At 55.3% G+C, this 25,100-nt stretch carries 21 protein-coding genes and 1 tRNA gene; 7 read left to right on the forward strand and 15 right to left on the reverse strand.

The features are described from left to right. The first annotated feature begins 114 nt into the window (after nucleotides 1-114). Nucleotides 115-993, forward strand: coding sequence for a LysR family transcriptional regulator (locus tag AC2FH9_RS01740; protein WP_496870554.1), 879 nt, complete (start codon nucleotides 115-117; stop codon nucleotides 991-993). Nucleotides 994-996: 3 nt separating this feature from the next. On the opposite strand, the gene AC2FH9_RS01745 is transcribed toward AC2FH9_RS01740, so the two are convergent. The 14 genes from AC2FH9_RS01745 to pyrH all read right to left on the reverse strand — a co-directional run bounded on the left by AC2FH9_RS01745 (nucleotide 997) and on the right by pyrH (nucleotide 15,874). Next, nucleotides 997-1,674 carry a YrbL family protein gene (locus AC2FH9_RS01745; RefSeq protein ID WP_496870555.1) on the reverse strand — a complete coding sequence of 226 codons (678 nt, stop codon included), beginning with the start codon at nucleotides 1,672-1,674 and terminating at the stop codon, nucleotides 997-999. A 40-nt stretch (nucleotides 1,675-1,714) separates the two neighbouring features. Continuing rightward, nucleotides 1,715-3,124, reverse strand: a complete 1,410-nt coding sequence (locus AC2FH9_RS01750) for a hypothetical protein (RefSeq protein ID WP_496870556.1) — start codon at nucleotides 3,122-3,124, stop codon at nucleotides 1,715-1,717. After that, nucleotides 3,121-3,870 carry a methyltransferase domain-containing protein gene (locus tag AC2FH9_RS01755; protein ID WP_496788671.1) on the reverse strand — a complete coding sequence of 250 codons (750 nt, stop codon included), beginning with the start codon at nucleotides 3,868-3,870 and terminating at the stop codon, nucleotides 3,121-3,123. Before AC2FH9_RS01755 ends, AC2FH9_RS01750 begins: the two co-directional genes overlap by 4 nt. Before the next feature lie 9 nt (nucleotides 3,871-3,879). Next, complete coding sequence (locus tag AC2FH9_RS01760) at nucleotides 3,880-4,266, reverse strand: GtrA family protein (RefSeq protein ID WP_496709343.1); 387 nt, start codon at nucleotides 4,264-4,266, stop codon at nucleotides 3,880-3,882. Then, nucleotides 4,263-5,222: a glycosyltransferase family 2 protein gene (locus AC2FH9_RS01765; RefSeq protein ID WP_496709342.1), complete on the reverse strand. Its 960-nt coding sequence runs from the start codon at nucleotides 5,220-5,222 to the stop codon at nucleotides 4,263-4,265. The genes AC2FH9_RS01760 and AC2FH9_RS01765 overlap by 4 nt, the downstream gene beginning before the upstream one ends. A gap of 362 nt (nucleotides 5,223-5,584) precedes the next feature. Beyond that, a tRNA-Ser gene (locus tag AC2FH9_RS01770) sits at nucleotides 5,585-5,674 on the reverse strand. Nucleotides 5,675-5,762: 88 nt separating this feature from the next. Continuing rightward, nucleotides 5,763-8,189: a DUF3772 domain-containing protein gene (locus AC2FH9_RS01775; protein WP_496749056.1), complete on the reverse strand. Its 2,427-nt coding sequence runs from the start codon at nucleotides 8,187-8,189 to the stop codon at nucleotides 5,763-5,765. After that, the gene (locus tag AC2FH9_RS01780; RefSeq protein ID WP_142634220.1) at nucleotides 8,189-9,223 is read right to left on the reverse strand and encodes a cysteine synthase A; all 1,035 of its coding nucleotides are present in this window, start codon (nucleotides 9,221-9,223) and stop codon (nucleotides 8,189-8,191) included. The genes AC2FH9_RS01775 and AC2FH9_RS01780 overlap by 1 nt, the downstream gene beginning before the upstream one ends. Before the next feature lie 66 nt (nucleotides 9,224-9,289). After that, entirely contained in the window at nucleotides 9,290-10,408 is a 1,119-nt protein-coding gene (locus AC2FH9_RS01785) for an NUDIX domain-containing protein (protein ID WP_496870557.1), read from the reverse strand. Between the two features lie 28 nt (nucleotides 10,409-10,436). After that, nucleotides 10,437-10,877, reverse strand: coding sequence for a TrgA family protein (locus tag AC2FH9_RS01790; protein WP_496695208.1), 441 nt, complete (start codon nucleotides 10,875-10,877; stop codon nucleotides 10,437-10,439). Between the two features lie 16 nt (nucleotides 10,878-10,893). Then, nucleotides 10,894-12,102 carry a class I SAM-dependent methyltransferase gene (locus tag AC2FH9_RS01795; protein WP_496695206.1) on the reverse strand — a complete coding sequence of 403 codons (1,209 nt, stop codon included), beginning with the start codon at nucleotides 12,100-12,102 and terminating at the stop codon, nucleotides 10,894-10,896. 69 nt (nucleotides 12,103-12,171) lie between these two features. After that, nucleotides 12,172-13,596 carry a cryptochrome/photolyase family protein gene (locus AC2FH9_RS01800; protein ID WP_496870558.1) on the reverse strand — a complete coding sequence of 475 codons (1,425 nt, stop codon included), beginning with the start codon at nucleotides 13,594-13,596 and terminating at the stop codon, nucleotides 12,172-12,174. Nucleotides 13,597-13,644: 48 nt separating this feature from the next. After that, nucleotides 13,645-14,871, reverse strand: coding sequence for an aminotransferase class V-fold PLP-dependent enzyme (locus AC2FH9_RS01805; protein ID WP_496788676.1), 1,227 nt, complete (start codon nucleotides 14,869-14,871; stop codon nucleotides 13,645-13,647). A 250-nt stretch (nucleotides 14,872-15,121) separates the two neighbouring features. Continuing rightward, nucleotides 15,122-15,874, reverse strand: a complete 753-nt coding sequence (gene pyrH / locus AC2FH9_RS01810; protein WP_142634233.1) for a UMP kinase — start codon at nucleotides 15,872-15,874, stop codon at nucleotides 15,122-15,124. A gap of 95 nt (nucleotides 15,875-15,969) precedes the next feature. On the opposite strand from pyrH, the gene miaA reads away from it, so the two are divergent. The 5 genes from miaA (at nucleotide 15,970) to AC2FH9_RS01835 (ending at nucleotide 23,675) form a co-directional block, all read left to right on the forward strand. Next, a complete protein-coding gene (gene miaA, locus AC2FH9_RS01815) occupies nucleotides 15,970-16,863 on the forward strand; it encodes a tRNA (adenosine(37)-N6)-dimethylallyltransferase MiaA (RefSeq protein WP_496870560.1) in 894 nt (297 codons plus the stop codon). 320 nt (nucleotides 16,864-17,183) lie between these two features. Continuing rightward, nucleotides 17,184-18,854 (forward strand): ABC transporter substrate-binding protein, encoded by a 1,671-nt coding sequence (locus AC2FH9_RS01820; RefSeq protein ID WP_496690672.1) that lies wholly within the window; start codon nucleotides 17,184-17,186, stop codon nucleotides 18,852-18,854. Between the two features lie 117 nt (nucleotides 18,855-18,971). Continuing rightward, the gene (locus AC2FH9_RS01825) at nucleotides 18,972-20,018 is read left to right on the forward strand and encodes an ABC transporter permease (RefSeq protein WP_281972213.1); all 1,047 of its coding nucleotides are present in this window, start codon (nucleotides 18,972-18,974) and stop codon (nucleotides 20,016-20,018) included. Between the two features lie 13 nt (nucleotides 20,019-20,031). Beyond that, nucleotides 20,032-21,495: an ABC transporter permease gene (locus AC2FH9_RS01830; protein ID WP_142634239.1), complete on the forward strand. Its 1,464-nt coding sequence runs from the start codon at nucleotides 20,032-20,034 to the stop codon at nucleotides 21,493-21,495. Nucleotides 21,496-21,587: 92 nt separating this feature from the next. After that, nucleotides 21,588-23,675 carry a dipeptide ABC transporter ATP-binding protein gene (locus AC2FH9_RS01835; RefSeq protein WP_496749061.1) on the forward strand — a complete coding sequence of 696 codons (2,088 nt, stop codon included), beginning with the start codon at nucleotides 21,588-21,590 and terminating at the stop codon, nucleotides 23,673-23,675. A gap of 141 nt (nucleotides 23,676-23,816) precedes the next feature. Here AC2FH9_RS01835 and AC2FH9_RS01840 read toward each other — a convergent pair whose 3' ends face one another. After that, on the reverse strand, nucleotides 23,817-24,395 hold the full coding sequence (locus tag AC2FH9_RS01840; protein ID WP_271946701.1) for a lytic transglycosylase domain-containing protein: 579 nt from the start codon (nucleotides 24,393-24,395) through the stop codon (nucleotides 23,817-23,819). A gap of 207 nt (nucleotides 24,396-24,602) precedes the next feature. Between AC2FH9_RS01840 and ssb the strand changes: the two genes are divergently transcribed. Beyond that, nucleotides 24,603-25,100, forward strand: coding sequence for a single-stranded DNA-binding protein (gene ssb / locus AC2FH9_RS01845; RefSeq protein ID WP_142634245.1), 498 nt, complete (start codon nucleotides 24,603-24,605; stop codon nucleotides 25,098-25,100).

Here is a 25,100-nt window from a genome sequence, read left to right on the forward strand (position 1 = left end):
GATTGTTCATTTCGAAGCTCCGCGAACATTGTGTTCGCGATACCTAATCTGACATTTGCCTTTGCCGCAAATGAATGATTATCATTCAATGATCAAAATCTGTCATGGGCATTCATGAACGAACGTTTGGAAATAGACGCTTTGCGCGCGCTGCTAGCAATCGCGACCTATGGTGGTGTGACCAGTGCGGCCCGACACCTTGCGCTTTCGCAATCGGCAGTCAGCCATAAGATCGGCCGTTTAGAGCGCGCACTGAATTGCAAACTGCTGACTCGCCGCAAAGGTGCCCCCCTGTTCACCGAAGACGGGCTGCGTCTTTGTGAATACGCCCGTCGAATTACCACTCTGCATGACGAAGCGGTGGCCTCACTTGGTAACAGGCCGCTCACCGGCCACTTGCGGCTTGGCATGACCGAGGATGCGACAACCAGCGGGATCGCCCAAATTCTTGGACGTTTCACGCGGCTGTACCCCGATGTTCGCGTACGAACCCGCACTGGTCAAAGCCTGAATGTTCAGGATTGGTTGAAGGCCGGTGAATTAGACTTGGCGGTGATTCAGATATTTCGCAACGACGTGCAGCCCGAAGATCTGATCCTGTTTCAGGATTCCCTTCATTGGGTCAAATCACCCGACTATCGCCTGAATCTGTCAGAACCGGTTCCGTTTCTGTCCTTTGACACACAGTGTTTCTACCGAAGGTGGGGAATGGAAGACAGTCAGCAGCAGGACCACCGTTTTGACAATATCCTGGAATGTCCAAGTGCAGCAGGAATCCAGTCGGCTGTTCGATCAGGGCTGGGCATAGCGCTATTGAACGGGATGCACATTACGCCAGACATGGAAGTCATCAACGATGTCTTTCCGACCCCTCCAGAGCTTGCCTATGTCGCGCGGGTTCAGATGAACAACCGCAACGCCGTGACAAAAGCGCTGATTGCGGAGATAGCAAAAGAGGTCGAACGCGCGTTTCCCTTGCGCGTAGCAGTTTAGTGGTCAGGTCTTCATTAAACCAAAGCCACTCGACATCCTCTGTCGCCGACGGTCGATTGACTTGCGAAACGCTGTTTCGCTGACCAGTGACAGCGGAAAAAGAACCCTCTCGCCAACGCCGTCAATCACGGTCAGCTTGCCGCCTCTTTCCTGCGCACGAACGATGTTTTCGAACCCCATGTCACCCACAATGATCCGGCCGCTTTCGAGATCGTCAAACAGGTCCATCAATTCAGCATGAAGACGTTCACGTCCGGCGTGATCCTTGGCCAGCGCGACGCGTTCCGAATGCAGGGTTGGCGCAAGATCTCCGTCCGGGCCGGTCAGTTTTTCCACCACTATCGCCGGGCCCGCTGATGTTGGCGCATATCCCATGAATTGCGCCAACCTTTCGATCTCAGGGCATCCACGGTTGAGCGCCGCCAGATATTCGTTTGCTTCGCGGTTCCATTGGCGCAGATTGCCATAGCGCCATTCGGCATAACGCGGCAAAAAATGGCTACGCACAGGTTCGTCCACCCGCACTTTCAGCAGCGCCCCTTCGACCTCGGGGTGCTGATAAATCAGATAGTTGCGACTTTTTCGCAGGGGTTTGTGGTCGCTCAGGTCAATCATGTCCGGGTGTTCCAACAGGGGTTGGGGTATGTGTCCTTGAATGCCGGACAGCCCAAGTGGGCGCATTCATAGAATTTTCTCAAACCTGTTACAACTCACCTTTTGATCAGGGCCCAAGATTGGGACGCGGCAAAAGGATAAAGGCCTGGTCACCAGTTGATACGACAACAGGCGTCGAGACCCAGTCGCCTGGATCGAACGGAGGTGTAATCCCATCGCATCTATCGGGCTGCTTCCAGCACATGATGATCTCGGCCCCGGTCAGATAGTTTAACCGCAACCGCAGCCCCCGTTCGAATTGAACTCTGGCGTCTGCCGCACCATTCACGCCAAGAAAATGTCCATAAATATACACGGTTTCGGCCTGTTCAGGCAGGCTTTGCGCCAATGCGCGCGTTGCTTTTTGCCAAGGCGGGATGAACATAAACGATGTTTTGCCAATGAGCATCAAATTGATCATCAACACGCACATCAACAAGATACGCGAAACACTTAACCATCTTTTTGAAGACTGCAGAAACTGAACCCCACACGTGGTGAGCACGACCCCAAACAAGATCCAAAGCCAGTTCAATGCCCGGACAGGGACCTGCACCCCCGACATCATCGCCTTGAGGATAAGCGGTGCCAGGCCAGCAATTGCAGCCATCAGGATCGCGACGGCAAACAGCCGTCTTCGGGTAAACAGGAACCCCCAGGCGCCTGCAAATAGGGCCAAGAGCATCAAGCCATAGCTGATTGTCCCTCCGCCCATTGTATAGATGATGGATCGGAGGAATACTTTGACCTTGGTAAGGTTCAGCAGCAGGTCATCGACCGAATTTACTTCGTTCGGCCCACGCCATTCAGCAACCGGAATACCGAATATGCCATGGTAGAAGTAGTTCAGGGTGTAAACACACAGGAGCGCCAGAACCAGGCTGACAAAGAAAATGATCAACGTAACAGCGACGTTTGTATAGGTTTTTGGTGCCTTGTTTGACAGCAGGATCAGTGTCAGCAACAGGAACGGATAGGTCGTGTAGGCCATGAAGGATAAGGGCACTGCTAGAACCAACAGGGCCAGCGACACACGATGCGGAAGAAACAGAACTGCCAGGCTGTACAAGGTGATAACCCAGATCCCCGGCAGCAACGTGTTGAACCAGTATGAAATCAGGAATGCTGGAACCGAAAACGCAATGAATAGCGCAAGATAACCTTTGTACCAGATCGGGTCCGAACGCTCCATGATCGCGACTGCCGCCGCAGCCGAGAACAAGCCCCAGGCTATGTTATAGAGATACATGCTTATTTGTGAGGGCCATAGAAATGGCCGGAACTGCCACCAGTAGTTCAACCAACGACCTTCATCCAAGGCCTTGTGGTAGGCAATCTCGGTCCAGCCCAGCAGCGCCGGGAAATCATCATGACGTACGAAAGGGTCGAAAAGCTGTGGCCAGTTGATCAGGAACAACGCAGCGGTGCAAAGCAGGGACAGAAAAAGAAACTCCTGCCGAGGTGTTTTTTCCGTCATGATTTGTCGCCATATGACCTTGCAATAGCAGAGGCCCGGACCTGAGCGATAGCGGTGACAGCCGACCGGGGCAAGGCACGCACAACCAGCTTGCGTAGGGTCCAGCCTAAACTGCCGACCTCTTTCAACGCGCCGGGCGCGACTTTGGTATCCAGCACGTCCTGAGACAGCCGGGCTGCCCCTGATTGGTTCGCATAGAGGACAGAATTATACCGATACCAGGGTTCGATCGATTGATCCCCGAACATCTCAGGCCGCAAACAATCATAGGCCGTGTATCCCCGTTCAGCGAACAAACCCTGCCAAAAGGACAGGCGCTGTTCATTTATGTGAAACTCGCCGCCCTGCCCCGGAACGGCGGCTGAGAAAAGGACCAGATCGCTATGTGTGGTCAGGCTCTGAACCAGGCTGGCCGACGCGTCATGCGGCAAGTGTTCACCGACCTCAAGCGACTGAGCCAAATCAAACTGGCGTCCAAGCTCGACCGGTTCGGACAGATCTGCACCGATAAACGCCTCAGCCGGTATCGCAAGCTTGTCACGATCCACATAGTCGCCATCGACACCGGCAATATCCTTGCAACCCGCGGCCTGCCACTCCGACAGCCACACACCCCGCCCGCAGCCAAAGTCCACGACACTGTCCGCAGAGATTTTTCCTAGAAGGCAAGCAATTAGCCTGTTTGCGGACCGCCGGGCGCCCTGGTCAATATAGTCAAAGAACTCGTTTGAATAGATATGCGACATTGCCAATCTCTAGGTTGAATTCTGCGGTTTATAGACCCACAGCCGTAGGAACGCGAAGTTGATCACAGGTAGAACAACTACAACGACAGCGGCCGAGACAACTTCGCTCAGGCCAAAACGAGGGCCGGCCAGTCCGGTAATCGCAGCTGAAACCAGCAGCCCAATTCCGACCATGCAAAGAAACCGCCCAAACTGTGCAGGAACCACCAGCGCCTGCCCGAAGGTCCAGACTGTTTGCCCAATATATTGGATCAGGATTGCGGACCCAAAAGCCAATGCATTGGCGATCCAGGGCGAATGAAACACGCGCAACAGGCCCAGATAAGCCAGCATGTAGTAACCAGCCACGCATAAGCCCACGATGGCAAACCGGATTATGCGGCGCCGTTCGCTCATTTCTGCGCGGTCTTCTCTTCTACTATGGTGTCCAAAATCTCTGAGGTCTCTTGATCTACAAAATAGAGTGGTCGGTTTTTGGCCTCGATATACAGACGTCCGAGATATTCCCCCATGATTCCAAGCGTCAACAGCTGGATACCCGAGAAGAAACTGATCACCAGAACCGTCGACGCCCAACCCGCAACTGCGTTGTAAAGGATCAAGGACCAAAAGACGTAGACCGCCATCAGCGCGGCGATAATCAGTGTCAGAAAGGCCATTCGTGTGGCGATCTGCAGCGGTTTGATCGAAAAACTCGCCAGTGCATCAAGCGCAAAGCGGATCATCTTGGACATCGGGTATTTGGTCTCGCCCGCGATCCGTGGGTCGCGGATGTATTCGATCCCGATTTGACGGAAACCAACCCAAGCGAACATGCCCCGAACGAACCGCGCGCGTTCCGGCATACTCAGAACCGCATCCAGCGCCCGACGGCTAACAAGCCGGAAATCACCCGTGTCATTTGGAATGGGTACGTCCGAAAGCCGGTTCAATATGCGGTAGAAACCATGAGCTGTTACTTTCTTAATCCAACTTTCGCCTTTTCGCTCACTCCGACGCCCATAAACCACATCATAACCCTGATCCATCATCGCCATCATGTCCGACAAAAGCTCCGGCGGGTCTTGCAGATCAGCATCCAACATGAAAATCCGCTGCCCTAGGGCTGCATTCAGCCCCGCTGTCAGAGCGATCTGGTGACCGCGGTTACCCGATAGCTTCAAACCGCGAATACGCGGGTGAAACTCGCTTTGGGCACAGATTGCGCGCCATGTTTCGTCATTAGACCCATCATCCACCAGAATAATCTCGGATTCGGCGTTCCACTGTTCAGTCGCAGCGATCAGGCGCTCCACCAGTAAGGGGATCGACTCCTCTTCGTTCATGCATGGAATGACGACAGACAGTAACATCTAACCTCCGGGCGCAATTTTGCGGCGCACCTATCGCAAAACGGACCAGCCAAGGAACAGCGTTCACTTGGCGTTGTAGATGTATTGATATCCCAACAGACGCATCAGCGAACAAGCCGAGCGCCGAGTTTTCACCTGTAGTTACCCAACCGACACAGGAATAGGCCCTAACCAACATTTTGACTGCCTCGCATCCTGAAATTCCCTTGCCTGAAAGAAACAGTAATTCGGGGCCATCTAAATTGGATAATTTCGCTCAACATGGGTTTTGTGAAACGCTTACCGAGCCTTTTTTGCTCCGGGCTCCAAAACAATGTCTGAGATGTGAAACACCTAAGCGTCCAAGACAAGAGCTGGTGTTGTGGCGGAGAGACAGGGATTCGAACCCTGGAGACGGTCTCCCGCCTACACACTTTCCAGGCGTGCGCCTTCGACCACTCGGCCACCTCTCCGTGCGGGCGTTATTTGGACTATCGCCTGGGGATTTGCAAGGCCCGATTAGTGTAAAATTCTCTGGCTCGATTCAGGCCCGAACTTGCCTCAGGGTTCGTCACCATCACCGTCGGAAAGATCAGCCTCGGTCAATTCGGCGGGCGAAGAGGCCGGGGGCGCTTTTGTCTCTGAAACAGGCTCAGATGGGGGCATTTGCGCGTTACCTGACGATTGAAGGGCCTCGGGGTTTCGCAGCCAGACATCACGCTGAGCAAACGGTATCTCGATCCCCTCTTCGACAAAGCGGCGATTGATCTCATGGTTCATGTCGGACTTCACCGAAAGAACCCAATTCACATCCCGCAAAATGGCGCGGATTTCAAAGTCCAGAGAATCCGCACCGAACCCCTGAAACACTACGCTGGGTGCCGGATTCGCCAATACCATCGGATGTGCGTTGGCGATTTCGCCCAGGATTGTCTCGACCACGCGGGTATCGGTACCATAGGCTACCCCGACCGGGACAATGACGCGTCCGATCGTGTTTCCACGGGTATAGTTGGTGACAACACCGCTGATCAGGTCCGAGTTCGGGACAATGACATCTGTTCGATCGAAGGTCTCAATTCGGGTCGAGCGTACCGAGATGTCGCGCACATAACCCATCATCCCGTTTACGTCGATCCAATCGCCTTTTGAGATCGGACGTTCGACCAAAAGAATAATGCCGGACACAAAGTTCGAGACAATAGTTTGCAGACCAAATCCGATCCCGACAGATAGCGCCCCGGCCACGATGGCCAGAGACGACAGATCGAAACCCGCAACCATGATGGCGACCAAGGCTGCCAGGAAGATACCGACATACCCCGTCCCAGAAACAATCGCGTTTTGACCACCGGGATCAATGCTCGTCTTTGGCAGCAATGAGGTCCGCAACCCACCCTGCAGGGCGCGTGTCAGCCCGTATCCGATCAGGAAGACCACCAGAAAAGTAAAGAAATTACTGGGCGAGACGGTCACGCCCCCAATGTCGAACCCCAAAAGGAGCCGCGACCATGCCTCTAACAAATCGGTCTCGCGTGCGCCCCAGATCAGCGCCAGAACCGGCAGGGCCAAAATGGCCATGGCAAAGCCAATCAGAACCGAAAACAATGTGTCCCGGGCTGCCTCTCCCTTGCGGGTTATCAATCCGTAAACCGAAGTCAGGAATCGTTGAAGGATGATCAGTGCGGCAATCAGGATCAACGATTTTACTGCTGGAAAAACAATGGCCTCAGCCGCGTTGTTATAACCGATGGCGGCCAGAACTGGGCTGACAACTCCCAACAGGAACAATGCTCGGCGCAAGAATTCGACCAGCTGGATAACACCGGTTCCACGGGCATTGCCATCAGGTTCTGCCTGCACCTCGGCAAGCCGTATCTGCCGCGCACGCAACAGAACCAGAGCAGTTGCAAGAATAACTGGGAAGCCCACAACCGCGCGCGTCGCATCCGAAGTATTCTCGATCTGTTCGAAAAGGTTCCCAAGATCGTGCAAAATGAGAAAAACGGCAAGCAGATCCAGGTAGATTCGAAGCTCGGTGATCCGCTTTGGCGAGAGCTTTCTGAAACCCTGCGCCTGCTGCATTACATAGACCTGACGACCAATCCAGTCGTAGTACAGAACAATGGCCGCCCAAAACGGTACGTTTTCTATCAGAAGGGTTCCCCGCAATCCCAATATCCCCGTCAATACGACGGCTTTTACCAGCAACAAAACACCCAGCCATGGCAGAATTATCCGAAACAGCGATGTCAGGAATGTCCATACACCAGTTCCCTGCCCCCCTATGGTACGCAGATAGTTCCCGGCAGCCTCGGACCAACGTTTTCCATAGCCCAGCAAAACAATGGCCACGAAGACCAGCAAAAGAATTCCAAGCCCCTGTTTGCGAAGCTGCTCATGCACCACGTCTGTTTGGTAGTTCTGCACAGCCTCGTTGAAAAGGCTTCGGCCGGCTTCAGTCAGGTCAACCCAGGCTGGTCGCCAATAGCTGGGGTTCAGTGGCGATGGGCCGCGCTCCAACAGCTCTTTTTTCTGCCTATTTCGCAGGATCTGGTCAATTTCTGCAATCAATCCGTTGGCGCGACTGAAGGCCTCGTCGGAAATGATATGCGGCACCCGCAGCGCGTTCAGTTGGTTTTCAAGATGTGAACGCAGCGTAGCAATGTCTTCCGGTTCGGTTGCATCACCTTCCGGTCCGGGACCCAAAGCCTTGATCTGGCTTTCCAGGGTCTGGATACGTTCGGTATTTGCACCACGCGCGCTGTTGAAAACATCTCGATAGGTATGAATTTCCGATCGCAGATTTTCCAGCGAAGCGTTCGAGGCCCGATTGGCCTCGATCACATCTTCGGCCCGATCCGCCGTTTTTACCCAACCCTGATAGTAGTCACTTTGCCGATCCGAAAGCTGGGCCGTTGCAGGGCCAGACAGAACTGCAAACAAAAGTGAAACAAGGGCCAGAAACAGGCGGACCTGCCGCAACATCATACGTCCTCGAAAACGCCCGGAATGCTACGCGGCGCCTCGGTCATCCAATCAGGAACAGGCAATTCTTTTTCGCGCAGGAATTCCGGATTGAACAGCTTGGATTGATAGCGCGTGCCATAATCACACAGAATCGTAACAATGGTATGGCCCGGACCCAGATCCTTGGCCAGGCGCACGGCGCCAGCCATGTTGATGGCGGTCGATCCGCCCATGACCAGACCTTCGTCGCGCAGAAGGTCAAAGATATAGGGCAACGCTTCGTTATCCGTCATCTGATAGGCGAAATCCGGTTTGAACCCCTCAAGGTTCTTGGTGATCCGCACCTGCCCAATACCTTCCGCGATCGAGCTTCCCTCCATCGCGATCTCACCGGTTTTGTAATAGGAATACAACCCGGCCCCCATCGGATCGACCAATGCGATCTTGACGCCTTTGGGCTGCAGGGCCTCGGCCACACCGGCCAACGTGCCACCTGAACCAACCGCACTAACAAAGCCGTCGACCTTACCGCCGGTTTGCTCCCAGATCTCGGGGCCGGTGGTCTCGACATGGCTCTGACGGTTGGCGACGTTGTCGAACTGATTGGCCCAGATTGCGCCATTGGGTTCCGTCTGCGCCAGTTCTTCAGCTAGACGGCGAGAGTAATGTACAAAGTTGTTCGGGTTGCGATACGGCGCTGCCGGGACCTGAACCAACTGTGCACCCGCAAGACGCAGCATGTCTTTCTTTTCTTCGGACTGGGTCTCCGGGATCACGATCACGGTCTTGAAGCCCATCGACGCCCCGACAAGCGCCAGACCGATACCGGTGTTTCCAGCGGTGCCTTCAACGATGGTGCCCCCAGGTTTCAGGTCGCCCCGTGCTATGGCATCGCGAATGATATAAAGAGCGGCACGGTCCTTGACCGATTGACCAGGATTCATGAACTCGGCCTTGCCAAGAATTTCACACCCGGTTTCCTCACTGATACGGCGCAGCCGGATCAACGGAGTTTTCCCTACTGCGTCGGCAAGGTCTTTCGCAATGCGCATGGCGCCCTCATTTCTTTACGTATCAACGAAGATTTACAGATGCTACGCAACAACCACAAGCCGCGATCACGCCCCACGCAGCCTGTCTCTGTTCCGAGCCAGCCAATGCGCCAGTGACAATAGCGGCAAATCCTTGAACCCATGCCCGTCGACTTGATCCATGAACTGAGCATAGGGAATGATTTTGGTGCGGATATCCTCACCTTCCGAGGCCAACCCGCCATCGTCTATCGTTTTCTCAAGATCGGCCAACCCTACGTAAAGATAGACGTATTCGGTGGACGATCCGCTGGACGAATAGGCCTCTCCGGCAAATTCAAGCGACTTGAGGCTGATCTGGGCCTCTTCCATCGCCTCACGCCGCGCAGCCTGTTGCGGCGTTTCACCGGGGTCAATCATGCCTGCAACGGGTTCCCACATCCACGGCTCGGGGTCTTCGATCAGGAAAACCGGCGTCCTAAATTGTTCAACCAAAAGCACCGCATCACGCCCCGGATCATATGGCAGAACCACCACAGCACTGCCCTGCATCAAGCCGTTGCGGTTCAGCACCGACCCCATTGTGCCGTTATTCCGGCGGTGTTGAAGCTGAACCTCCTGCATGCCGAAATAGTCAATATAGGCATGGGTATGCTCGTGTACGATCACATCCTTCTTCGGATCACGCGCGTCACCGGTTCCGCGTTTGCGTGCAGCCAGCTTGGCCCAAGCGCGGGTTCGGATCGACGGAAAACTGCGCGCGATCTTGAGGGCATCGGCCTTGCCGTAATAGCCCATGACCTCTTGAGCGGCGGTTAGGGTCAGATCCGCCCACGCGTCTGCCCAGTCCTGCAAGGACCATAGCTCACCGGGCAACCACAGGTCAGGCTCGGGAAAGAACACGCTGACTTCGACAACAGAGCCATCGGGCAATTCAACGGGCTGCCGCTGCAGATCATAATCAAACCCCCCTTCATAGAAAATCAGTCGCCTGAAATCCTCGGGTTCGAGGCCCTGAACAAGAAGGCCATCCGCAACGGCCCCACGTTCTGGCTTGATCATCGGAAATGCCTCGTCGCGCACGCCGTAAACCGCGTGATCCTTCAGCTTGGCCTCTGACAAAGTCAGGCGTGACAGCGGACGGCCAAGCACCAGTTGCAGCAGTGGCAAATGCCGAAGCGTGCCATAGAAAAACAGATCGTTCACAAGGGTATCTCGCGTTGGTGTTTGGGTGCTAGCGCCAGCGGCGGCTTGCTTCTTCCGTCGCCAAACCGGCGATAAGAGCGCCAATAGCCAAAGTCCACAGAATTTCCGGAGCTAACAACTGTTCGCCATAGCCAACGCTGATTTTGAAAATCGCAGTAAGGGCCTCGAACGGTCCATCATAACGGTGGCGCATGGCCAAGCGGAACATCTCATAGGTGCCCTGAACGAAAAGTCCCCAAAACACCAGCGAGGCAATGCCTGTCAGTCCGTTATTGACGGCAGCGGTCCACCCTTTGCCGGTCCGTTTACCCATGATTTTCCAACCACACGCGACCCCAAGTGCCATGTTGACGACAGTGAAGTAGCCATAGCTTTTGCCTTCTTCACCATTTGCGATGATCATACTGGAAACCAGAAATGCCACCACCGCCAGACAAAGGGCTGCGACAAGACGTGAGGCGCTGGGCATTCCAAAGGTCCGTTTACTAAGTAGGTTTCGCTATGGTGATCTGTGTCACATCACAGTTGCCGGTGTCAAAGGCCGCGCCGCAAGCGGTCAAATAATAATTCCACATGCGGCGAAAACGCTCATCAAACCCCATTCCCGAAATCTCGTCCCATTTGTCATTGAACGTCTCGTACCAGCGGCGCAGTGTCAGATCATAGCTTTTGCCGAATTCTTTTGACTTCACCACGGTCAGACCCGCATTCGCCACCTGCTCCTGCAGAATTGTCGGAGCCGGAAGCATCCCACCCGGAAAGATATATTTCTGAATGAAATCAACACCATTCTTATACACATCCCAGCGATGATCGCCAACGGTAATGATTTGCAACGTTGCCTGTGCGCCAGGTTTTAAGCGATCACGGATAGTGTCGAAATAAACCGGCCAATATTTCTGACCAACCGCCTCGAACATCTCAATAGAGGCGATCCCGTCATATTGGCCCCGTTCGTCACGATAATCCTGCAGCTTCAGATCAACTAAATCTGTAAGTCCTTCTTTTTCAATACGTTGTCTGGCAAAGCTCAACTGTTCCTTGCTGATCGTCAAGCCTGTGACCCGCAGGCCACGCTCTTTTGCTGCATATTCGGCGAAACCACCCCATCCGCAGCCGATTTCCAAAATATGGTCACCGGGTTTGGCACCCATTTCATCAACCAGACTGGCGTATTTAGCGGTTTGTGCCTTTTCCAAGCTTTCCTGTCCGGTTTCGAACAATGCACTGGAATAGGTCATGGTATCATCCAGCCATAACCCATAGAATTCATTACCTAAATCGTAATGATAAGAGATATTCTTTTTAGCCTGTCGACGGTTGTTTCGATGCAGCCAAAAGCGCAGGCGTTCATAGGCCTGTACCAGAAATTTCCCGGTGAAATCGTCGTACACGGTCTCGGTACCCAGATGCACTAGATCCATGAAGGCACGCAGATCTGGTGTGCTCCAATCGCCTTCCAGATATCCGTCTGAAAACCCCAGCTCACCCTCCCGGATAAGTCGTGCAAATACGTCCGGATTGTGAATATCGACCCGTGCGACAGGCCCAGGGCGTTTGCCTTCGGTTCGAAATACACGACCGTCTGGCAAGGCAATATCAAGCTGCCCCCGCTCCATCTGGTTCAGCATATTCAGAACATGTGCAAAATATCTTGGCAGGTCTGTCTGCCCTTCGATTGTAGTTAGAACCATCCGCTCTCCCCTGTGCGGTTGTTATAGAAGGCTAAAACGAGTTTGTGTTTCTGGCAAGTTTTCAGTTCTTTACCGGCTTTTTCGGCCCTCATAGGCCGACAAGGCACGCGCGCGTCCTTCGGCCAAACCCACAACAGGGTTTGGGTATGGCGCAGACGGATCAAGACCCCACTTGCAGGGAATGGCTTCAAAATAATCAAGTGCGCTCGAGGGCGGGTTTGACTGTCCTTCGGCCACCCATTTCCGTACATAGTCGCAATGGGGATCATATTTTTTTTGCTGCGCCTCGGGGTTAAAGATACGGAAAAACGGGGACGCATCTGGGCCGGACCCAGCAACCCATTGCCAACCCATCGCATTTGAGGCCGGATCCCAATCGGTCAGGCAATCGGAAAACCAGCCCATACCGATTTTCCAGTGCGCCATCAGATGTTTGGTCAAATAGCTGGCGACAATCATCCGGGCGCGATTGTGCATGCGACCTGTGACGTACATCTGTCGCAACCCAGCATCGACCACGGGAATGCCTGTCCTTGCCTGCTTCCAAGCAATGATCTCGGGGCTAGAGACGTTCTGGCCCCAAGGGAACTGATCCCATTCCGGTTTCCAGTTGTTGCTTAACAAATGAGGCGTATGGAACATCAAATGATAGGCAAATTCACGCCAAACCAACTGTCGCAAATAGGCTTGGGTTCCGGACATGCCGAACATCTCTGCGCCCTGAAGGGCGTGCCAGACGCTACGCGGTCCAATCTCACCAAGCGATAGATATTCGGAAATGCCCGACGTTCCATCCTCGGCCAGCTGATCCCGGGCTTCGGGATACCCCGAAAGCCGTTCCAAGAACCGATGGAGCGTTTTGAACGCTGCGTCTTCCCCTGGCTGTACATAGCGGGCGCAAACTGATGCCCCGCGGTTCATTCCCGCGGCCATTCCCCACGACTCCAGAGTATCTGTATGCGGCCATTCCTTCGGTGGGGTCAGCGCGGCGGGTCGCGCATGTGGAAATGGAACCTCGCGTCTCTGTACCGATCGCCACATTGGTGTAAACACGCGAAAAGGCGTTCCGGTCTTGGTCTGGACGGTCCAGGGCTCAAAAAGCAGGTGCCCGGAAAACGATTTGGGCTGTACGCCCAGTTTGGTCAGAGCCGTCTTGATCCTTGTATCTCGGGCAATCGTGTCCGGATCGTAAGCCCGAGACCAATAGACCTCGGTGGATCCGGTTTCCTTGATCAGGTTTTGCATAACCTCCAACGCATCCCCGCGCCGCAAGATCAGACGGCTTCCCAACTGCGCCAACGCGCGGTCAAACACCTCAAGGCCCTTGCCGAGGCGCCATTTAGGAGCCGCACCCAAGGCCTGCCCGAGATCGTCGAAAATATAGACCGGAATGATTGGCCGCCCCGTTGCCGAAGCAGCGCTGAGTGCAGGATGGTCCGACAGTCGCAAATCCTGTCGGAACCACATAATTATCGGCGGGCTCTTGGGTCCCATGACTGCTCCGTATTGTTTACCTTTCTACGCAGCAGTGCCAGAACTGGATCACAAAACAGCGTCCAACGCATTCAAAAGCTGATCAATTTCCCGTTTCGATGTGTAATGCGTAAAGCTGACTCGCAAAACACCTTGATCCAGATCCACACCCATGGCCTGCAAAGGACGCACGGCATAGAAATCTCCGCCACCGGCCATAACCCCATGCGATGCAAGACTGGCAGCAACAGATTCAGCATTTCGGTTCAGCGCCAGCGCGACCGTTGGCGCACGCCGCGAGGCATCAGAGGTTCCGATCAGACGGACTGCATTGCGATCTTTAACCGCATCCAGAACCGGTTGTAGCAGGGCGATCTCGTGCCCGCGCATCAGGTCGTGGACAAACGCCCCCCGCGCTGCAGCACCAGTTCCGGGTCCGTCATGATGTTCGCATAAAAGATCGACGTAATCCGCCATCCCCGCACTGGCGGCGATCTGTGCGTGATCCGGCCCTGCAGGGGTAAAGCGTTGATAAAGAACATCGCCGTTGAAATAGTGCCCCTGATTGGGCAACAGCTCACCCAATGCCCGGCGGATCACCATGCATCCCTGATGAGGGCCATAGGTTTTATACGCCGAAAACAGATAGATATCCGGTCCCAGATCACCGATATTCGGAAATCCATGCGGCGCGTAAGAGACACCGTCGACGCAGACAAACGCGCCTGCCGCATGTGCAATCGCAGTTATCTCGGTAACCGGATTGATTTCCCCGACCACGTTCGAACAATGCGGAAAACAGACCAGACGCACCTTTTCGTCCAGAATGTCCTCAAGATCCTGCGGGTTCAGAGACCCGGATTCGGGGTCTATCTGCCATTCGCGAACCTCTATGCCTTCATCAGCAAGACGGCGCCAAGGCCCCGAATTGGCTTCATGATCTTGATTTGTCACGACAATCGCATCACCCGGCTGCATCCACTGTCGGAATGCCTGCGCCAGAACATAGGTGTTCTGCGTGGTCGACGGGCCAAAGCTCAGTTCATCTGCATCCACACCCATGATCGCAGCCATTCGGGCGCGGGCCTCGTCCATTTCCTCTCCGGCCAGACGGCTGGCATCATAGGGGGCATAGGGCTGAACCTTGCGCTGGGTGTAATAGCGCGTCAAACGATCAAGCACCGGCTTGCAAGTATATGATCCACCAGCATTTTCGAAAAATGCCTGTCCCTGTAGGCTGGGTTCGGAAAAAGCTGGGAACTGCGACCGAACGAAATTGATATCCAGAGTGCTCATGGCACGTGCCTCCTTGATCATGCTTGCCTATCCAAGAGGTGCCCGAGCATGATTTCGGAACCCTCAGAAATCATGGCAGGTCTTCCAGCCCAGCCGACACGTTCAGGTGCCCGCAGAACCTGCGCCTTTGCCGCGCAAGTACGCCGACAAATTGCCCACAGCTTTTGCCATCGTCAAGAACACTGTGCCCTGAACCAAAGAAAAAGCCGGGCAATCATGCCCAGCCTTGAAAATGAGTACCGTTCGGGTGTCAGCCTTGAACTTTTGTGTAGGTTCCCTCACCGGCCAGGATACCGCGGAAACCGCCCGGCTCATCCAATCCGAATACGATCAGAGGCAGGTTATTGTCGCGCGCTAGCGCAATGGCCGATGCATCCATGACTTTCAGCCGCTTTGCCAACACGTCATCGTAGCTGACCGAGTCATAACGCACCGCGTCCGAATGTTCTTTGGGGTCTTTGTCATAGACACCGTCCACGCCGTTCTTACCCATAAAGATCGCCTCGCAAGCCATCTCATTGGCGCGCAGTGTCGCTGCGGTATCTGTGGTGAAATACGGATTCCCTGTTCCAGCGGCAAAGATGCAGACCCGTTTCTTTTCCAGATGCCGCACAGCGCGGCGGCGGATGTAAGGCTCGCAAACCTCATCCATACGAATGGCCGAGATCACACGAGTAAACACGCCAACCTCCTCAAGCGCCGATTGCATGCCAAGCGCATTCATTACCGTAGCCAGCATACCCATGTAATCCGCCGTCGTCCGTTCCATCCCCTGAGCTGAACCGCTGAGACCGCGAAAGATGTTGCCACCACCGATGACCATACAAATCTCGACCCCTAGATCGTGAACTGACTTCACCTCTTGCGCGATGCGCTGAACGGTGGGCGGATGCAGGCCAAAACCCTGATCTCCCATCAGCGCCTCGCCCGAAATCTTCAGCATCACTCGGCTGTATTTCGCCTTGGTTGTATCGACAGTGTCGGTTGTGGGGGAAAGGGTCATGTTGCGCTCCGGGCTGGCACGGGTTTAATTCCGGCGCAAAATGAAGCAAAAGCTCCGCGGGTTCAATGCGGATGATGAGGAATGAGGCAACCTGAATGGCCAATGCCAAGATGACGCAGTTTTGGGACCGCCTTCCCCCTATTCCTGACGACAAACCCGTCTTGATCGCCGGGCCCACCGCATCGGGGAAATCAGCATTGGCGCTGAAGATCGCCGAAACGTTCGGCGGCGTGATCGTCAATGCAGACGCAAGCCAGGTTTATGATTGCTGGCGCGTGATCTCGGCGCGTCCCTCCGCCGAGGAAGAAGCCCGCGCGCCACATCTGCTTTATGGTCATGTGCCTTATGATCAGAACTATTCGACTGGCCACTGGTTGCGCGAGGTCAAGCCATTGCTGTCCGGCGGAAAGCGCCCCATCATTGTGGGCGGTACAGGTTTGTATTTTTCTGCCCTGACCGAAGGTATGGCCGATATCCCGGCGACTCCGACCAAAGTTCGGGCTGCCGCGGATCAACTGGACCTAGCTACACTGATTGATGGGGTCGATGCCAAAACCCTGGCCGGGATTGACACCCGGAATCGGGCCCGCGTTCAACGTGCGTGGGAAGTTCAGCAAGCCACCGGGCGCAGCTTGCGGGACTGGCAAGCTGACACCCCTCCTCCGGTTCTGAACCCGCAAGACGCCGTGCCCATTGTGTTTGATGTCGACAAAGAATGGCTATTGGATCGGATCAGACGCCGGTTTGACCTGATGCTGAAAAGCGGTGCTTTGGAAGAAGTTGAGGCGATGCGAAACCGGTATGACGCCTCGCTGCCGTCTTTCAAGGCCATCGGCGTTCCCGAGTTGGTAGCCTATCTTGAAGGCCGTATCACACTGGATGACGCGCGCGAGCGCGCCACAATCTCGACCCGTCAATTTGCCAAACGTCAGCGCACGTGGTTTCGCGCACGCATGAAAAACTGGATTCGCGCTGATTTATCAAAGTGATACTTAAGGTCGTTACAAACCCATTTTCAGGACACCAACCGAAGATTCGAAGTGATCGAATCTGATTGGCGGTCACTTATTTGAATTACCTAGAGCACAGATTAAGCATCCGCGATGACGGAAACTTCGGCCCCAACATGTCGCTTTTGTGCAGTTGATGACGATTTCCGACATTGACCTCATGGGAAATCTGGTGCCGAATGACGCCATGGGGATGCTGCATATCCAAAAAAGAACACACGAACCTGCTGCCTGGCACCAACTGGTCTGAGCGGTTCAGAGCTACTTCATCAAAATCGATGTCACAGGGAGAGACATTAATGAAACACCAAACCATTACCGGAGCGCCGATCCATCGTGCCGCGGAAATGCACGCGCAAGAGTACCGCGACGGGCAACTAAGCCGCCGCGAGTTTCTGGCGCGCGTGACGGCATTGGGGGTTACCGTCCCCGCCGCCTATGGAATGATCGGCCTGGCGTCTCCGGCACAAGCACAAGAGCCACCGCGCGGTGGAACTATCCGCTATCAGATGGAAGTGCGCGGCCTGAAAGATCCACGTACTTATGACTGGACGCAAATTGCGACCTTCACGGCTGGCTGGCTGGAATATCTGGTCGAATACAACAATGACGGTTCGTTCAAGCCGATGTTGCTGGAAAGCTGGGAATCCAACGATGACGCGACTGAGCACACGCTGAACGTTCGCAAAGGCGTCAAGTGGAACAACGGTGATGACTTCACCGCAGCGGATGTCGCCCGCAACATCGAAATGTGGTGTGACGCGGCAGTCGAGGGGAACTCGATGGCATCGCGCATGTCATCCCTGGTTGACGAGGCAACCCAGAAAGCGGGTGAAGGTGCAATCACTGTGGTCGATGATCACACGGTCAAGCTGACCTGCAACACGCCCGATATCACGATCATTCCTGGTATGGCCGACTACCCCGCAGCCATCGTGCACAGCAGCCACGATCCCAACAATATGCTGGCCAACCCGATTGGCACTGGCTTCATGATCCCTGAAAGCCACGAAGTGGGCGTAAAGGGTGTACTGGTCCGCAATGAAGAGCACGACTGGTGGGGATATGCTGCGGGCAAGGGTGGCTATATCGATCGGATCGAATTCATCGACTACGGCACCGACCCTGCGGCCTTCCTGGCTGCTTATGAGGCCGAAGAGATCGACATGAACTGGGAGTCGGTCGGCGAATTCGTCGACATCTTTGACAGCATCGGTCTGACACGGTCCGAGATCCCATCGGGCTTTACAATCGTCATCCGCCCGAACCAGCTGGCCGAAGATGCCGACGGCAACAAGATCTACGCCGACAAACGTGTGCGGCAGGCCCTGGCCATGGCCGTCGACAACGCCGTCTGCCTGGAGCTGGGCATGTCGGGATACGGCATTCCTGCCGACAACTGCCATGTTGGCCCGATGCACCCGGAATATGACTCGGCTGTGACCCGCCTGCCCTTTGATCCCGCAGCGGCCAAAGCGCTGATGGACGAGGCCGGAATGGGTGACTTCGAGCATGAGGTTCAGTCCATCGACGACGACTGGCGCCGCAACACGACCGCGGCCGTGGTCGCTCAGTTGAACGATGCTGGCATCAAGGCACGTCATACGGTTCTTCCGGGTTCGACCTTCTGGAACGACTGGACGAAATACGCCTTCTCGTCGACCAACTGGAACCACCGCCCGCTTGGCACACAGGTTCTGGCGCTGGCCTACAAATCGGGCGTAGCCTGGAACGAGGCTGGTTTTGCCAATGACGAGTTCGACGCGCTTCTGGCCGAGGCAAACTCGATCGCGGATGTCGACAAACGTCGCGAAGTCATGGCCAAGCTGCAGGCGATCATGATCGAAGAAGGCGTGACCATCCAACCCTATTGGCGGACGGCGATGCGTCACCACCGGGACAATATGGTTGGGGTTGAAAAGCACATCGCCGACCTGCCACAAATCTATAAGTTCGGCATTCTTTCCTAAGCCGACAGATACAAGCCGCGCCGATTGGGCGCGGCTTTTTCGTCCGCATCGTGGCGACCAAAAAACAGCGAAGTGTGGGGCTTTTGACACCTGCACTGGCCACCAACAGGGGCTAATATGGGACTATTCATTCTAAAGCGTGTCGGCATCATGCTCATCACAGCTTTGTGCCTGACATTCTTGGTCTTTTTCCTCACCAACCTGTATCCAAACCTCGAAAAGCTTGCGAAAACGCAGGGTAATTTTCGTATGTCCGACGAACAGGTTGAAAGCTATCTGCTGAAAAACGGGTATCTGCAGCCGACGCCGATCAAATACGGCGAATGGTTGGGCGTGCTGCCATCCTATCGGCACACCAACGACGACGGTAGTGTGCAAGGAAGATGTATCCTGCCCGGCGAAACTGCAGAAAGCTCGCCAAGTTTCTGCGGCATCCTGCAGGGATACTGGGGATACTCGTCCGTTTTCAAAGAGGAAGTTTCGAAAGTTGTTGGCACTCGGTTGGCCCTAACCGGTCGGCTGATGCTTTGGGTTATGTTGCTGATGGTCCCTTCGGCGCTGATCCTTGGGGTGCTTGCGGGTATGAAAGAAGGATCGGCCACCGACCGGACCCTTTCAACATTCGCCATCACGACGACAGCGACCCCTGAATATGTCTCGGGCGTGATCTTTATCGCGATCTTCACTTCGTCCGCCGTTGGCCTGAAATGGTTCAAAGGCACCGCGACACAGGCGATGGAGAACCCGACCTTTGAGAACTTCTTTCTACCGGTACTGACCATCGCGCTATACGGGATGGGCTATATCGCCCGCATGACCCGCGCCTCGATGACCGAGGTGATGACGGCGCAGTATATCCGTACCGCGCGTCTTAAGGGCGTTTCCTTCCCGAATATTGTCATGAAGCACGCGCTGCGCAACGCGCTGATCGCACCGTTCACAGTCATCATGCTGCAGTTTCCCTGGCTGCTGAACGGCGTGGTGATCGTCGAGACCCTGTTTAATTATAAAGGGTTCGGCTGGGCGCTGGTTCAGGCAGCAGGCAATAACGACATCCAGCTGCTGCTGGCGATTTCGGTCGTGTCGGTCTTTGTGGTGCTGGTAACGCAGCTGATCTCGGATATCGGCTATGTCTACCTCAACCCACGCATCCGAATTTCGTAAGGAGGGACAGAACATGGAACCACTTACCTGGACCGGCTCTATCGCCATTCTGAACCCCTTGCTGATGATCGCACTGGTTGCACTAGGGGTATCAATCATCGTCTGGATCTTGGGCAGCATCGTGTTGCCCGAAACGCCGGTCGTCGTGAATATCGACGGCACAATCAATGCAGATACCGGCCTGCGCGGCCTGACGCAGATCGCGCTAAGATACAGCTTTTTCGCCTGCGTTGCGCTGTGTCTGGCATATGTGGTGCTTGGCATTTTGATGGGGACAAGCGCCGGGATTATCGGAGCGATCTCTCGGCAGTTTTTACCTGTCTGGATGTCGCTGATCATCCTGTTTGCAATGTCGATCGCCTTCAAGCGCAAGCTGGGCCTTTACGGCAAACTGTTCGACAGCCCCATCGGCATGATCGGTTTTGGCCTTGTGATGTTCTGGGTCTTTACCGGCATTTTTGGTGCGTTGGACCTGATCGTCACGCATGATCCGCTGGCGCAAGTTTCAGGTATGAAGAACAAGTTGCCCGGAACTCCAATGCCCAGCACTGAGGACGGAACATATTCCTGGTATCTGCTAGGTGGGGACAATCTGGCCCGCGATGTGTTCAGCCGGATGGTCAAAGGGGCATGGATCGTGGTGCAGATCGCACCGATGGCAACCATATTTGCCTTCATGGTCGGGATTACTTTGGGCCTGCCTGCGGGGTTTTATGGCGGACGTCTGGACACGTTCCTGTCCTTCCTGGCAAACCTGATCCTGGCCTTCCCGGTAATCCTGCTGTTCTATCTGCTGGTCACGCCCGAGATCGTGGCAACCGGTGTGCCGAACTATATGGCAGCTGTGTTGTTCGTCTTTCCGATCCTGTTTCTTTGCGTCCTGCTGAATTCGCGGTTCTATACGCGGCCCAATTTCCGCACACCTCTGCTGATCGGAGTGTTGGGCATCGCGATGTGGCTCTATCTATCTCTGATTTCAACAGACGGCTACATCATCGAAACCAACAGCTACAACATCTGGGGACTGCCCACCTATCTGGACCTGTTCAATATCCCCGGCGGCATTCTGGTCGTGTTCGTTTCGGTGGTTTTCGTAAACTCACCCACGGTATTCCGTATCGTGCGTGGCCTGGCGTTGGACATCAAAACCCGCGATTATGTTGCCGCAGCGCAAACCCGTGGTGAAGGTCCATGGTACATCATGCTTTGGGAAATCCTGCCCAATGCGCGCGGGCCGCTGATCGTCGATTTCTGTCTGCGCATTGGCTATACGACCATCCTTTTGGGAACCTTGGGATTCTTTGGCCTCGGGCTACCACCCGAAAGTCCCGATTGGGGGTCGACGATCAATGAAGGGCGCAAGCTCTTGTCGATCTATCTGCACCCTGCCCTGCCACCTGCGCTGGCGCTGTTGACACTGGTTCTTGGGTTGAACCTGTTGGCTGATGGCCTGCGCGAAGAAAGTCTGAAGGACTGATGTATGAGCGGCCGGGGGCCCTGCCCCCGGACCCCCGAGGTATATTTGGCCAGATGAAGGGGATCCCCGGGATCTGGTGAGGAGCAACACAGATGACCAAACTTGCGTCCTATGAGGGCCCGATATTGGAGATCGACAAGCTGTCGATTTCGTTTTTCACGCGGTTGCGCGAGATCCCTGCAGTGATGGATTTTTCGGTCAGCGTGCAGCCTGGTGAAGCTGTGGGGCTGGTTGGGGAATCGGGGTGCGGGAAATCCACCGTTGCGTTGGGCGTGATGCAGGATCTGGGCAAGAACGGGCGTGTTGTTGGCGGATCCATCAAGTTCAAGGGTCGTGACCTATCCGAGATGACGGCCGAAGAACTGCGCGATATTCGCGGCAATGAAATAGCCATGATCTATCAGGAACCTATGGCCAGCCTGAACCCCGCGATGAAGATCGGTCGGCAGCTGATGGAAGTACCGATGATCCACGAGGGCGTCAGCAAGGACGAGGCCTATGCCCGTGCGCTGGAAGTGGTCACCGATGTACGCCTGCCCGACCCTGAACGGATGCTGAATTCTTTCCCCCACCAGCTGTCGGGAGGCCAGCAACAGCGCATCGTGATCGCGATGGCGCTGATGTCCAAGCCATCGTTGCTGATCCTGGACGAGCCCACCACCGCGCTTGACGTGACCGTCGAGGCCGCGGTGGTCGAGCTGGTCAAGGATCTGGGCAAGAAATACGGCACCTCTATGCTGTTCATCAGCCACAATCTGGGGCTGGTGCTGGAAACCTGCGACCGGCTGTGCGTGATGTATTCCGGCGAAGCGGTCGAGCGCGGCTCGATCAAGGATGTGTTCGACGAAATGCAGCACCCCTATACGCAGGCGCTCTTCCGGTCGATTCCACTGCCGGGTGCGGACAAGAACGCGCGCCCGCTGGTGGCCATTCCGGGCAATTTCCCCCTGCCCCATGAGCGCCCTCCGGGCTGCAACTTTGGCCCACGCTGCGACTATTTCGAGGAAGGTCGCTGTGACGCGCAGAACATTCTGATGGAGGCCGTGCCAGGCAATGACCGGCATCATACCCGCTGTCTGAAATTTCAGGAGATCGACTGGAACGCGCCCATCACTCTGGCCGAGCAAAAGGAAAAAGGTGAGATTGGCCGCGTTGTTCTAAAGATGGAAAATCTCAAGAAATACTATGAGGTTGCGGCAAATGCACTGTTCGGCGGCGGCGAAGCGAAGGTAGTCAAAGCCAACGAAACGCTGAGCTTTGAGGCGCATGAATCCGAGACACTCGCCATAGTGGGCGAATCAGGCTGCGGCAAATCCACCTTTGCCAAAGTTCTTATGGGGTTGGAGACGGCCACGGACGGGCAGATCCTGCTGGACAACCGCAATATCCAGGACGTGCCCATCGAAGAGCGCGACGCCAAGACGGTGGGCGAGGTTCAGATGGTGTTCCAGAATCCATTCGACACATTGAATCCTTCGATGACCGTGGGCCGTCAGATCATCCGCGCTCTGGAAATCTTTGGCGTCGGTAAGTCCGAGGCCGAGCGCAAGAAGCGGATGCTCGAACTGTTGGACTTGGTGAAACTGCCCCGCGCCTTTGCCGAGCGGATGCCGCGACAGCTATCGGGTGGTCAGAAACAACGTGTAGGTATCGCCCGCGCCTTTGCCGGGGATGCGCGGATCGTGGTGGCGGATGAGCCGGTCTCGGCGCTGGATGTATCGGTGCAGGCGGCGGTAACCGACCTGCTGATGGAGATCCAACGCGAGCACAAAACCACACTGCTGTTCATCAGCCACGACCTGTCGATCGTGCGCTATCTCAGCGACCGGGTGATGGTGATGTATCTGGGCCATGTGGTCGAGCTGGGCACCACTGATCAAGTGTTTGCGCCGCCCTATCACCCCTATACAGAAGCCCTGCTGAGCGCGGTCCCCATCGCCGATACATCGGTCGAGAAGCAGCACATCGTCTTGGAAGGCGACATCCCATCAGCGATGAACCCGCCTCCTGGCTGTCCGTTTCAGACCCGCTGTCGCTGGAAATCCGAAGTCCCCAACGGTCTTTGCGAAAGAGATGTCCCACCCGTGAAAACCCTGGCAGACGGTCATCAGGTCAAATGCCATCTGGCAGACGACATCCTGGCACGTATGGAACCCGTCATAAAAATCGCCGCTGAGTAATGGGATTGGGTACGCAACAAGGGCGTCGGTAAGGTGGTTCCGGCGCCCTAATTAAGCGACACGACCTCGAGCAGCCAGTCACTGAACGCGCTGATTTGGCCAAGCCGCATCACCTGTTGATCCGGCAATTCATCGGGCGGCCTAACCGCCCCAAATCACCTTCACGTAATTCTGGGTTTCCTTGTAGGGTGGTACGCCACCGTGTTTTTCAACAGCCTGAGGTCCGGCATTATAGGCGGCCAGCGCAAGCCGCCAGGATTTGAACTTGCGGTATTGCCAGGACAAATACCGGGCCCCACCTTCAAGATTCTGTTTCGGGTCGCGCGGGTTCACGCCCAATAATTGCGCGGTCCCGGGCATCAACTGGGCCAGACCCAACGCGCCTTTATGTGACACGGCATGCGGATTCCATCCACTTTCCTGCTGAACAAGGCGCAGGAACAGCTCTTCGGGAACATCGTGTTTACGAGCCGCTTGCCGCGCCATCGTCAGGTACTCACCCCGATAGTTGCCGGAATATCGCTTACTGAATTGTGGTTGAGGCGTCTTAGGTTTCAACCGATCTGAATCGCGGTACTGGGTGGCCGCACGGCCGTCCAAATATTTGGATTGCTTCAGAAAGATGTCCTTACGGCTTTTGGTAGACAGCGTATCCGCCGCAGCGAGTCCACAGGTCAACGCAAAGCATAGAACCGATAAAAAACCAAATCTGAAACGCATTAATGCCTGTCCCGCACTGTCACGAACCCGAGTGAGTATATGTATTTCAGCCAATAATGAAAGCATGGTAAATTTTCTCTGTGCAAACTCCCGACCAGTTCATTTCTCATGATCCATGTTCCAACCATGGTTCAGGGCGTATAGGGTCTCAGAAATACACAGCGCCAGATTCGGGCGCACTCAAGTCAGTTAAGAACGGGGAAATACATGGCGGGTTCTGTCAACAAGGTCATTCTGGTGGGAAATCTGGGGCGCGATCCCGAGGTACGGTCGTTCCAGAACGGTGGCAAGGTCTGCAATCTGCGCATCGCCACTTCCGAGACCTGGAAAGACCGCAACACCGGCGAACGCCGCGAGCGGACAGAATGGCACTCGGTCGCGATTTTTTCAGAACCATTGGCCCGCATTGCCGAGCAATATCTGCGCAAGGGCAGCAAAGTTTATATCGAAGGTCAGCTGGAAACCCGCAAGTGGCAGGATCAGTCCGGTCAGGACCGCTATAGCACTGAGGTGGTTTTGCGCCCCTATCGCGGCGAGCTGACTTTGCTGGATGCGCGTGGAGAAGGCGGCGGCGGTGGCGGTGGTCAATCCGGCGGTTACGGTGGCGGCCAGGCAGGTGGTGGCTATGGGGACCCCTATGGCGGACAATCCAGCGCCCCGGCACCCGCATCTGGTGGAATAGACGACGACGAGATTCCGTTCTAA

It is taken from the genome of Ruegeria sp. CDSC081, assembly GCF_059610485.1.

Excerpts from the sequence above, each read along its gene's own strand:
- AC2FH9_RS01765 (WP_496709342.1), bottom strand. The coding sequence starts at position 5,222 with ATGTTACTGTCTGTCGTCATTCCATGCATGAACGAAGAGGAGTCGATC.
- pyrH (WP_142634233.1), bottom strand. The coding sequence starts at position 15,874 with ATGACCCTTTCCCCCACAACCGACACTGTCGATACAACCAAGGCGAAA.
- AC2FH9_RS01800 (WP_496870558.1), bottom strand. The coding sequence starts at position 13,596 with ATGGGACCCAAGAGCCCGCCGATAATTATGTGGTTCCGACAGGATTTG.
- AC2FH9_RS01740 (WP_496870554.1), top strand. The coding sequence starts at position 115 with ATGAACGAACGTTTGGAAATAGACGCTTTGCGCGCGCTGCTAGCAATC.
- ssb (WP_142634245.1), top strand. The coding sequence starts at position 24,603 with ATGGCGGGTTCTGTCAACAAGGTCATTCTGGTGGGAAATCTGGGGCGC.
- AC2FH9_RS01745 (WP_496870555.1), bottom strand. The coding sequence starts at position 1,674 with ATGCGCCCACTTGGGCTGTCCGGCATTCAAGGACACATACCCCAACCC.
- AC2FH9_RS01755 (WP_496788671.1), bottom strand. The coding sequence starts at position 3,870 with ATGTCGCATATCTATTCAAACGAGTTCTTTGACTATATTGACCAGGGC.
- AC2FH9_RS01825 (WP_281972213.1), top strand. The coding sequence starts at position 18,972 with ATGGGACTATTCATTCTAAAGCGTGTCGGCATCATGCTCATCACAGCT.
- miaA (WP_496870560.1), top strand. The coding sequence starts at position 15,970 with ATGGCCAATGCCAAGATGACGCAGTTTTGGGACCGCCTTCCCCCTATT.
- AC2FH9_RS01750 (WP_496870556.1), bottom strand. The coding sequence starts at position 3,124 with ATGACGGAAAAAACACCTCGGCAGGAGTTTCTTTTTCTGTCCCTGCTT.
- AC2FH9_RS01840 (WP_271946701.1), bottom strand. The coding sequence starts at position 24,395 with ATGCGTTTCAGATTTGGTTTTTTATCGGTTCTATGCTTTGCGTTGACC.
- AC2FH9_RS01760 (WP_496709343.1), bottom strand. The coding sequence starts at position 4,266 with ATGAGCGAACGGCGCCGCATAATCCGGTTTGCCATCGTGGGCTTATGC.
- AC2FH9_RS01820 (WP_496690672.1), top strand. The coding sequence starts at position 17,184 with ATGAAACACCAAACCATTACCGGAGCGCCGATCCATCGTGCCGCGGAA.
- AC2FH9_RS01780 (WP_142634220.1), bottom strand. The coding sequence starts at position 9,223 with ATGCGCATTGCGAAAGACCTTGCCGACGCAGTAGGGAAAACTCCGTTG.
- AC2FH9_RS01830 (WP_142634239.1), top strand. The coding sequence starts at position 20,032 with ATGGAACCACTTACCTGGACCGGCTCTATCGCCATTCTGAACCCCTTG.
- AC2FH9_RS01795 (WP_496695206.1), bottom strand. The coding sequence starts at position 12,102 with ATGGTTCTAACTACAATCGAAGGGCAGACAGACCTGCCAAGATATTTT.
- AC2FH9_RS01805 (WP_496788676.1), bottom strand. The coding sequence starts at position 14,871 with ATGAGCACTCTGGATATCAATTTCGTTCGGTCGCAGTTCCCAGCTTTT.
- AC2FH9_RS01790 (WP_496695208.1), bottom strand. The coding sequence starts at position 10,877 with ATGCCCAGCGCCTCACGTCTTGTCGCAGCCCTTTGTCTGGCGGTGGTG.
- AC2FH9_RS01775 (WP_496749056.1), bottom strand. The coding sequence starts at position 8,189 with ATGTTGCGGCAGGTCCGCCTGTTTCTGGCCCTTGTTTCACTTTTGTTT.
- AC2FH9_RS01835 (WP_496749061.1), top strand. The coding sequence starts at position 21,588 with ATGACCAAACTTGCGTCCTATGAGGGCCCGATATTGGAGATCGACAAG.